Source organism: Litoribacterium kuwaitense, assembly GCF_011058155.1.
GTDB classification, from domain to species: domain Bacteria; phylum Bacillota; class Bacilli; order Bacillales; family DSM-28697; genus Litoribacterium; species Litoribacterium kuwaitense.
On record NZ_JAALFC010000064.1, the window covers coordinates 1 to 10,238 of the forward strand.

A 10,238-nucleotide genomic window follows, 5' to 3' on the forward strand; every position below is an offset into this window, starting at 1 on the left:
CCCAAAAGGAGTGTATGTATTTTTTTAGGTGTTGGCAAGCGGCTTTTTTTATTGCATAAATTAACTGCCGTTCATTACGTTTTTATTGTGCCATAAACACTCTAAGCCAAATTTCCAAAGTTATTGCCCTCCATATATGAATATCAGGCGTATGGGCGCGGTTTAAGAATGATTCTAATTGCTCAATAAATTCTTTATGGTTTATAATACCAAGATTTAAAATTATAGACTCATTATTAAACAATTCCAAAACTCGAATTCTTTCCTTTTGCATTATTCCTACTTCATATATTGCTCCAAAATCAGATTTTATTTTTCTTTTATTCAATTTTTAGGTAGAGTATTTTTCATGGATTTTCTTAATAATGGTTTATTTATACTTGGATTAATAAAATGTTTTAAGGGAATACTAAAAACTAGTTCTATAAGCTCCGGGTCATAAAATGAATGTATTCTATTCAATCCTAAAGGTCTATAAATCTCATTGTTAAACCATATGGAGTCTTCAAAGCAATTTAAAAACTCTAAGGAAAAAATTCTATATTTCAGCAATGGATTCAGGTCTGGATTTTGAAATATTTTAAATCTATCTTGTACATTTTCAATCATGTTATGGTTGTTAATGAAATTTGAATCTAAAAAGCTAGGCATTATTCTATTTATATTTGGTCTGATTGTACGTTCTAAATTATCCGGAATTAATCCTCTAGATATATCAGATTTTATATTAAGCATTTCTCTCTTTGATTTTTCAGTTATATTTAAGAAAAAATCATTTTGAAAAGCAGGACTAAATAATTCATCACTGCCAATACCATCAAAAATATCTTTTGTACCTTTACTTTGTGCGTACTTAGCAGTTATTCGATCTAATTCATAAAACCACCCTTGGTGCGGCTCAATTTGTGGTTCAGAAGACAAATTAGGAACATTTTTTAAAGCCCAATGATCATCAGATTGAATATAATTTGGTTTCCCATTAATTTGATCTATTACTTCATTAATATAATTTTTTTCATCTATTGTTAAAGTGTTTTTAAATACATTAGAATAACAGTTAAATTTTTTTCCAGTTATTTCATTTAGTATACAAGCGATTGCGCCTGAGTCTAATCCGCCACTTAATAATATTCCTGTTTTATTTTTATCTTTAATCCTAACTTTAACCGCGTTGTATAAGGCCTCCTTAATAGATTCTGATGGTTTTTTAATCGTTCCTTTTAATCCATCCCAATAATACCAATATCTAAAAATCTGAACTTCTGTATCTTTGTTTTCCAAAAGAATAAAGTGTGAAGATGGGACAGCATTAATTCCCTTATAGATTGTTCTCATTAACGAGTTTGGCAAAGAATTATCGGGCATACCCGTTAAATAATATCCAATATAGTGAATGTTAAGATTCTTTTGTATTTCCAAAAAATCCATTAGAGTTAGTATTTCTCTTAAATCATCGGAAATAATTAATATTTCATTGTCCTTATAATAATAACTCTTGTTTGTTGGTAATTTACTGCTTGACAAAAGAACCTTGTTATTCATTAAATCAAAAACAGTACAACAAAACTCACCGTATAAACTATTTAACAAGACTTTATTTTTTCACCTTCATTGATATTTATATCCAAATAAGAATTAAAAAAATGTTCAATTTTACTCTCAGAATCGAATATATCGCCAGACAATATGATAAATTTATTATTTATTTTTTAAATATTGAATCATCTTGTTTACTGAGAATCAAAAATTCGCCTTTATTAGATATTAAGTTAAAATTATTATTAGATAATAAATCCTTATAGGCCACTGCATACTTTTTCATCCTAACTATAAGCATTTAAACCTCCGAGTATAAGATGGTAATAGCATTCATGTTATTACCTAATTTGTAGAATCAAGTGTAGGAAGTATCGGATTAGCATCGCTGAAAATTTTTTCATAAGCAATTTTGATATTCTTATTTAATGAAGGATCGTTTTCTTCATATATATTTGTTAAATTAAGAATCTCTTCAACTTGCTTTGTACTGGTACATCCAATCAATAAATGATCCACTATTTGATTTTCCAAAACTTGATATATAAGTGATTTTGAAATGTCAGAATTACTGATCTCGGGCAAGACTCTTTTTAATTCTGAAAAGATATTTCCAGAATGAAAAATTTCTCTACCTATAATTTTTATGCCTTTAGATTTTGCCATTTCTAAAGCAAGTAACATCGGTTCATTATTAACCAGACTTATAGGAACTTGTATAATCTCAGGTATTCCTGAATAGATTGCCGTGTAGACTTCAATGGGACTACATAAAGAAAGTCCATATACTAAGCATTTCCCCTGTCTTTTCTTTTCAATTAAATATTTTTCCCACTGATTAGACTGTAAATCTTTAACTGTTGGCATATGTAACAATAAAATATCAATATAGTTTCTCCCTAATCTTTTTAAACTTTCTTCAAGAGCGAAATCTAGATATGTGGGATTAAAATTTAATTCATGACTAAAACATATATTCTGTTTATAAGGTATTAGCTCTAAATTTTTTTGTAGTTTCTCCAATAGATATCTTTTAGTTTTATCTTTTACTTCAAAATTATAAAAGTTCCACCCTATTTTGGTGGTTATCCTAATATTTGGATTTACTTTTAAAAACTCAGATAAAACAGTTTCAGATTGTCCATAACCATATACATCAGCAGTATCAAAATGATTACATCCAAGTTCAATGGCTCTTTTAATTACCTCTCTTGATGTTTTTTGGTCCTTATAAAACCTAGGTTTGAGGTACCAATAATAATCGGAGGTGATTTTACATCTGAACTTAACGGTATATTCATAATTCCTCCTATACTAATCAATTAATCAATACTCACTAATTCAGCCTAAGAAGTGTGGAAAGAATCAATGTTAGAGATATTGCAGCTAAGTGCTCTCCGCGGCTAAAGGAGTGATGGTAGCATTTCTTTGAATGGGATTCAGCCTATCCATTTCATTTATTAGGGGAAGTCAGTATCCTTAACTAAACATCCCCTAATAAAACACATTCATCTCAAAGTCATAAGCGGAGATAGGATGCCTAAATATTAGACAGAACATCCAAATATCTAAAAATGAAGATAATCTATTTATTGATAACCTTAAAATTTAGTAATCTCAGTGATCAATCTTCTATGATATTTCATTCCATACTTTTTGCATATAATTGGATGATTGCTTTGATTGCTATAATTGATCTCTGGCAGATTTAACATTGTATGCTGATTGAAAGCTAAAAAATAAAGATCGACAATTCTTCTTATAGTAAAAATAAATTCTGAAGTTCATCGTTCCCTTGTTTAATACGTAAATTAATTAACTGTAATCAATTCAAACAATTTAAGATCATTAATAACCTTAATCACATCTTCTGTTATTTCTTCTACCGGACTGTTATACTTTCTTGCTAGTACTTCTATTATATTTTTTGTCGAATTATTAGCTTCTAACAAATTCCAAATATCAGTTGCACTAGAATTTAGTCTATAATACCGACCTGTTTCTATTGATAATAGAACTCCTCCATCATCAGTTTTTTGAAAGACAACACTACTAGATTGATTTAATACTTTTTCCACTATTTAACCTCCCGCTATAAAATTTAAATATCTCCAGAATACTCCCGTATTCTCATTTTTTCATCAACGCCAACTCGTAGACTCACCAACATAAGTGGATATATTTTGAATATATATATCTGATATTTACAGGATGGGGCCATCCTAACAGCCAAACTGGGTTAGTTTGGAAAATATTATAACCGTGCTAAGGTCTCTTCACGCAAGTCACGGTCGCTAACCCTCCCTTTTCTCTCCGGATGGTGATCCACACATTCCTTCGTCCTGCGTATCCATAGGTGGAGGTTGGATAATGCTTCTTTGCTGGGTCTGTTGCCCGAATGGTGTAAATAAGCTCCAACTCTTCACTATTGGTGTTTGTCACTGAGATATACAAGGTTATTCTGAAGTAAGTTTTTAATTGATTTGTGGTATTCCCGTAATAGTTTAGAACCATCATATTCGCATTGTTTTTTGCCCGATGGCAAACAACACTCGCAATAACTTACAACACAAGGCGATGAGTGACTGTTGCTTCTTTAGCAGGCGGTCTGCTCGCTTGGTGTGATACTGATGCAAGGCTTTAAACGTAGGGTTTATGGGCAACCATTGGGCGAATAGCTAAATAGAGTGCTCTTCTTAAACGACTTCGTCCTCTTTTGGATATTCTTGTTTGCCCTTTGAAATTTGCCAAACTATGTTCTCGTAGAGAGAGCAAGTTAACCAACTTGTTGGGGATGACTGTAATTCGTGATGTCTCCCACTTCCGCATAGAATAAAGCGACGGTGGTGGCACCTATGCCAGGAATGTTTCTCATTTCTTTAGCTCCTGGTAACCTATCTACCAGGCTTCGAGCTCTTCATCCAATTCACTTAATTGCTTTTGGTAAGGTCATATTGATCTAACAGGCACTCTAACTCCCGTTTGGTGAACACCTATTTGTATCCCAAACGCTTTTCTTGGCGGTTTCTACAAGCTTAGTGGTCCGTTTAATACCTACACCGCGTTGTACAAATGGCTTCCACTGTGACAACACATCTTCCGGTGTCATCCCTTGGATTTGAGAAGGGAATGGAAAGAGCCTCAGTGTACACAGGGCTGCTTTTCCTTCCCAGTCTCCGAACACACAGAAGAACTCCGGAAAGTAGCGTTGGATACCGTTCTGGGTTCGCCCTTCAATAATCATCAGTTGTTTGGTCAGCTGATCTCTTAGTTTTCCTTCTCTTAGTTCGGCATAAATACCTTCCAAGAGGTTTGGTACGGAGTATCGGCCATCCTTTATCAACTGTGCGATTACGCGGGCATCTTTCGTATCATTTTTGGTCGGTGATATATCATCTAGCTCGGTCGATTTCTTCACATGCATCGGATTGACTATGGAGCGAAGGAAATACACCAGATTCAGCCAATAATGCCCCGTAGGTTCTACAAATATGACATGTTTTTCCCATTGTCCTTTTGATGATGCTCCATCCAATCCAATAAAAGTTGAAATCCATGAATTCGGTTATCAAAGACCAATCGCTTTCCAAATTCAATTCTCGATCATCTTGTGCACGTGCCACGTCAATCCTCAAAAACTTTCATTACAGGAATGCTCCTTATTCATTACTTAATATATAACTACTTGATTGTTTAGTAAATTGAGAATAATATTCTCCTCGTTCCTCCATTAATTCTTGATGATCTCCAAATTCAATAATTTTCCCATCCTTCATCACCACTATATAGTCAGCCATCGTTGCAAGTGCTAAACGGTGGCTAATCACGATAGCAATACTTTCTTTTGCCATTTCCTTTAGAATATTGAATATATCATATTCGGTATTTGGATCTAGTGAGGCAGTTGGTTCATCCAAGATAACAATTTCACTTTGATCCTTTCTCATCAAAGCTCTTGCTATTGATATTCGTTGCCATTGTCCGCCTGATAAATCAATTCCTTTGTCCAATTGTTTCGTTAATGGAGTATCAAGATCATACTCTAAATTTTCAAGGAGTTCCCTGATCCCAGCGCCTTCTGCTGCTTTATAAATATCATGATCATCATTTATATTGCTTAAATCTCCAAATCCGATATTTTCACGAGCAGTATTAGGAAATCTGGAGAAATCTTGGTTAACAACAGCAAGATTTTTTCTATATTCCTCAATATTGAATTCCTTAATATCAGTACCATTAAAAATGATTTGCCCTTTACTTGGATCATACATACGGGTTATTAGTTTCGCTAACGTGGACTTACCGGCTCCATTATCACCAACGATGACAACCATTTCTCCTTTTTTTATTTTTAAATGAATATTGTCCAAAACAAGTTTTTCATGACCAGGATACGAAAAAGACACGTTTTGAAAATGTAAGAAAGCGGAATCATTAGCAACTTCACTCATGGAGGCGTTTCCTATTTTTAAGCTCTGTTTAAATTTAAAAGATCAAATAATGCTGAAGAAGCTAAAGCTATTCTTTGAACTTCTGTTAGATTACCTACAAAAATAAAGATACTTCTTCTTACCTGATAAACGAGACCAGCAAAAAGTGCTAAATCACCAAGACTAAAAGCTCCATTCCCCGCCATGTAGACAACGTAGATATATGGGATTCCGACACCTATACCACTTAAAAGTGACCAGGATAAAATGACATTGGTCCCTTTTTTCCTTACATCCTGAATCTGTTTAAACGCTTCATCAAAAAGTTTATTCCATCTGTCCAGAAAAAAAGATGAAAGTTGATATTGACGTAATTCCTTAGAAAAAGTCTCATTTGTTAGTACGTTTTCATTAATGCTCATTTGTTTCACCAAATCAGCTTGGGAAAATTCTACACTCCAAGTTTTTTCCTCATACTGAAGCTGCTTGTAAATAGATGGAATAGCCGTAACAAAAATGATTATCGGAACCCACCATGCAATTGAAAATGAAAGGATAAATACAGGAATGAATGTAAAAAAACCAATCAAGAGGTTAATCATAACATTCACTAATTGCGTTATTTTTTGTATATTCCCATGTGCTAAATGTAAATAATTCAGTAATTTAGGATCTTCAAAAAGTGAGATGTCATCAAACTCAGAAACTTTCTTAAATATTCGTCTTTTAATACCTCCAACCAATTTATCCTTTAACTTTGCTAATTGAAAACCATTAATTGTCTCAGCAGTATCAAGCACAATATTAATTAATATAAAAGATGACACTCCAAAGTAAAACATCGCTGCTTAAGATAGCGCTTACGCCATTCAAGCCAGAGGATGTATTCGCTATAATGACAGTTTCATCAATAACCAACTTACTTAAATACAATACAACTATGGGTCCAGAGCCCACGATTAAATTAATAAAGATCAGGCCCCAAATATCATTTGATGCAATTTGCAAAACTAACCTTATCGTTCTTAAGAGTGACAAAAACATTTTCCTCATATTATTCAAGGACCCTTATCACTCCAGATTCTTAAGGAGTGTATAAATTCTTTTCCATAACTAGTTAAATCGGCATGTTTTTCGATGGTCTCTATTGCTGATATGACTTGGTTCTTATAATACTTAATACGTCCAGAAATTCTATTTTCATATTCTGGATACCTTTCTTGTATACTACTTAAAAGATAATTTAAGCGAAGATGCACATAAGCTCCATGAATAATCCCTTCCATAGGACGAAGATCTTTCCTCCAAGGCGAGGGATATAATTTTTCGTCAGGTTTTAGCAAAGGATAGATTTCATTTAATTTGTCCAGTTTATTGTGTCCATTTTCATGGACAACTAAATCTATTGTATCTATGATATCCTCTTCTGGTGTGACGTAAATTGCGCCGATCAAAGCATCTATACTAAAAGCTTTAACAGAAGGGTTTTTTATCGGCACTATAGTGTTAGTATGACATTTTATATCTAACATGAATTCTGGAGCACTTTCTTCAATCAATTCTAGACATGAATAGAAAGTGTTTTTTAAGTTTGTATCTGTCGTAAGTATTGAGGAGTCCAGCTCACTTTTATCTGCTGAACTGTATTTACTTATTACATTTACTCCCAACTTTTTATACCACTTACTATTTTGCAATCTAAAATCGTCAAAAACAGTGTCTGGCTCATTTTTTGATTTATTATTCTTACCATCTCATCAAGTATACTGCTATTACTACTATTAATAGAGGACAAAATATTTACACCATAGGCGAAAAGAGACTCTTCCAGTACCTTTTTCTTTTCTAAACTAGATAGAGACCAAAACTCTTCAAGTATTGGTATATAATCAGAAACTATTTTTTGGTTTTTTAAAGTATTTGTTAAAACAAAAAATTTCTCCTCTAATAACTGTATGTACCTATCAGTTAAAAGTTCACTTTCAGTAACAGAAAATAGTAAGTTGTTGAAGTCGACATTGTCAGTTTTCATATTTAACATTAACAATTACCACCTTATTTTCTAAAGAGGAGTTCGACTCCTCTTTAGAAAAAATTTTCATATCTACCAATCAGGATGGCAGTTTCAGGCATTTCTTAACAATGGTAATATGTTAGGTGTTATTTAGCACCCATGTCTAGACCCGTTTGTTGTCCTATCAGTTCCACCAGAACTACCGCGATGTGTTAATTCTTTAACTGATCCCAAATCTGTAACAATTGGTTTTTTCCATTTCATGACTTCCCCTCCCCTCAAGTGTTTTTAATATAGTAAAAGGTTAACAAACTGTGGATGTAAACGAATTCAATATGTGCTGTCTCATATTTTTGTGGCATGAGGTACATTTGCATATTAAAGTTGAGAATGTCTCTATTTATTAACCTGTTTACTTTTACTATTAAGATCATATGACCCAACTGTTGCAATTGAAATGATTATAAGATTACTGCTCTGTTAAACAATGAAAATATTACAACGATTCATACTATATGTAATAGTATGAATAATTTAAACAAAAGTCAAGTATGATTTTTGGGAATAAATTAAGCTAAACACATCTGAAAAAAAATAGGTAAGATGTTAATGGGCAAACATAGCTATTTTTTGTACACCCTTGTCGATAAAGCTATGTTATCCGGGATTTAGATTCATTTATAATTTTTTTGTAATCAATGTGTTCATCAAAATGTATAGAAAGAACTTTATGCAATATTAAAATATTCTCATATTTACCAGCTTGCTCGTAACATGGGATGATTTTTTGATTATATTATATAAAAGTTTTACATCAATCTTGTTTCGTGGATATTTAGTATTTTTAATGTAACTATAAAAACTAAAGAGATTTTGCTTTTGAAAAAGAATATCTAATGCTGTTTCAAGATACAAGTTTGCAGTTAAATAGTCTCCTTTTTCATATATATATCTCCCAACAAAATATATGGATCTATATATTCACTGTTTAAAAATATGCTATTTTTGCATAATTGAATAGCGAAAGAGATATTTTTGTTTTTAATACACTTTGCCTTAGCAAAATTAAAGATTGTATTGTTCTTATATATGTTATCCCAATCTCTAAAATATTCGGAAGCTATATCATATTTTCTATTGTAAAAATAAGCAAAGCCAGGACATATCCAGTAATTATTCTTATAGTCGTAATCAAATTGATAAATCTCATTTTTCAATTCAACTTCAATTCTAGCTAACCATGATTTTATTGCTAATACATAACTGCCTTCCATAGTATACTCATTTTCATTTAATAAACTTAAGAAATATTTTCTCGCATATTCATATTGATTATTATGAAATAAACAGGCACCTTTACTTAGCTTATCTATTGGAAATAATTCTTTATTTTCGGTGATAAGAAACTGTATATAATCTGCTAAACACTTCCATTGAAATGGAGTATAGCCCCCTTGTATTGATGTACAAATAGTTATTATTTTATTTAAAATATTATTTTTCTCCAAAAATCTTATTAATTCTTTAGGTTGTTCCCATATAGATAAAGATTCTTTGTAGCCAACAAATGTAGGAGACGTTATAAAGTAATCTATATCTATATCGAGTAAAACAGGTTCATTTATTTTAGGCAATAAATCATATGGTCCTACCCAAATTTCGCAATCATTTAATTTTCCAGTAATAACACCATTTTTTAACACTTTAATATTTTGGGTACCATTAAATTGGAGATGTAGCAAAACTTCCGTATGGCGGAACTTATTCTTATGAAAGTCTTTCGGTATTATCCAATAGTAACTATTTACAATGTTGGTATTTATTGCATGCCTAATAAAAGAACCTATATGTAGTTCTTTTTCATCCTGAATATCTGAATGAGCATCAATATGTAATAAAGTCGCTTTAGATATATTATTTTCCTTCCAGATATAGTAAGCTTCATCGTGATCATCGATAACATGTATCAAAATATTCACCCCTTTCCGTAAAATCTGATAATTATGCTAACCTCTTGAACTCACCTTGGTCTATACATTTTCCTTTATTTTATTTGATGAATGAATTTCATAATTCTAAGGTCTTGCCACGCAAGGCTTCCGAGACATAAAAAAGGAAGTACCTCCCCAAATTCTGTATAATGGTAGTCGACGAAAACAGCCATAGAACAGAAGGAGATGTACTTCCATGACCATTATACGACAACTAAGCCTTTTTGACATGCATGAATTATACGAAATGGAATCTACCCACCATTT

9 protein-coding genes and 1 pseudogene are annotated in these 10,238 nt (G+C 32.1%); all 10 read right to left on the minus strand.

Annotated elements, in window-relative coordinates:
* Positions 1–324 precede the first annotated feature (324 nt).
* The 10 genes and pseudogenes from G4V62_RS18140 to G4V62_RS18185 all read right to left on the minus strand — a co-directional run bounded on the left by G4V62_RS18140 (position 325) and on the right by G4V62_RS18185 (position 9,950).
* Positions 325–1,590: an asparagine synthase-related protein gene (locus G4V62_RS18140; protein ID WP_165204930.1), complete on the minus strand. Its 1,266-nt coding sequence runs from the start codon at positions 1,588–1,590 to the stop codon at positions 325–327.
* A gap of 291 nt (positions 1,591–1,881) precedes the next feature.
* On the minus strand, positions 1,882–2,808 hold the full coding sequence (locus tag G4V62_RS18145; protein WP_165204946.1) for an aldo/keto reductase: 927 nt from the start codon (positions 2,806–2,808) through the stop codon (positions 1,882–1,884).
* A gap of 539 nt (positions 2,809–3,347) precedes the next feature.
* Positions 3,348–3,614 (minus strand): PqqD family protein, encoded by a 267-nt coding sequence (locus tag G4V62_RS20115; RefSeq protein WP_165204932.1) that lies wholly within the window; start codon positions 3,612–3,614, stop codon positions 3,348–3,350.
* A gap of 347 nt (positions 3,615–3,961) precedes the next feature.
* Positions 3,962–5,159, minus strand: a pseudogene (locus tag G4V62_RS18155) (IS110 family RNA-guided transposase); the annotation flags it as partial.
* Positions 5,160–5,195: 36 nt separating this feature from the next.
* A complete protein-coding gene (locus G4V62_RS18160) occupies positions 5,196–5,987 on the minus strand; it encodes an ABC transporter ATP-binding protein (protein WP_165204934.1) in 792 nt (263 codons plus the stop codon).
* Between the two features lie 17 nt (positions 5,988–6,004).
* Positions 6,005–6,808, minus strand: a complete 804-nt coding sequence (locus tag G4V62_RS18165) for an ABC transporter ATP-binding protein (RefSeq protein WP_165204936.1) — start codon at positions 6,806–6,808, stop codon at positions 6,005–6,007.
* A gap of 216 nt (positions 6,809–7,024) precedes the next feature.
* Entirely contained in the window at positions 7,025–7,636 is a 612-nt protein-coding gene (locus G4V62_RS18170) for an aKG-HExxH-type peptide beta-hydroxylase (protein WP_165204938.1), read from the minus strand.
* Positions 7,627–8,007 (minus strand): hypothetical protein, encoded by a 381-nt coding sequence (locus G4V62_RS18175; RefSeq protein ID WP_165204940.1) that lies wholly within the window; start codon positions 8,005–8,007, stop codon positions 7,627–7,629. The genes G4V62_RS18170 and G4V62_RS18175 overlap by 10 nt, the downstream gene beginning before the upstream one ends.
* A 123-nt stretch (positions 8,008–8,130) precedes the next feature.
* On the minus strand, positions 8,131–8,244 hold the full coding sequence (locus G4V62_RS20940) for a lasso RiPP family leader peptide-containing protein (protein WP_165204942.1): 114 nt from the start codon (positions 8,242–8,244) through the stop codon (positions 8,131–8,133).
* A 659-nt stretch (positions 8,245–8,903) separates the two neighbouring features.
* The gene (locus tag G4V62_RS18185) at positions 8,904–9,950 is read right to left on the minus strand and encodes a tetratricopeptide repeat protein (protein ID WP_165204944.1); all 1,047 of its coding nucleotides are present in this window, start codon (positions 9,948–9,950) and stop codon (positions 8,904–8,906) included.
* Positions 9,951–10,238: the final 288 nt, after the last annotated feature.

What these genes read in the sequence shown, in the direction of transcription:
- G4V62_RS18175 (WP_165204940.1), bottom strand. Translation starts at nt 8,007, where the DNA reads ATGTTAAATATGAAAACTGACAATGTCGACTTCAACAACTTACTATTT.
- G4V62_RS20940 (WP_165204942.1), bottom strand. Translation starts at nt 8,244, where the DNA reads ATGAAATGGAAAAAACCAATTGTTACAGATTTGGGATCAGTTAAAGAA.
- G4V62_RS18160 (WP_165204934.1), bottom strand. Translation starts at nt 5,987, where the DNA reads ATGAGTGAAGTTGCTAATGATTCCGCTTTCTTACATTTTCAAAACGTG.
- G4V62_RS18165 (WP_165204936.1), bottom strand. Translation starts at nt 6,808, where the DNA reads ATGTTTTACTTTGGAGTGTCATCTTTTATATTAATTAATATTGTGCTT.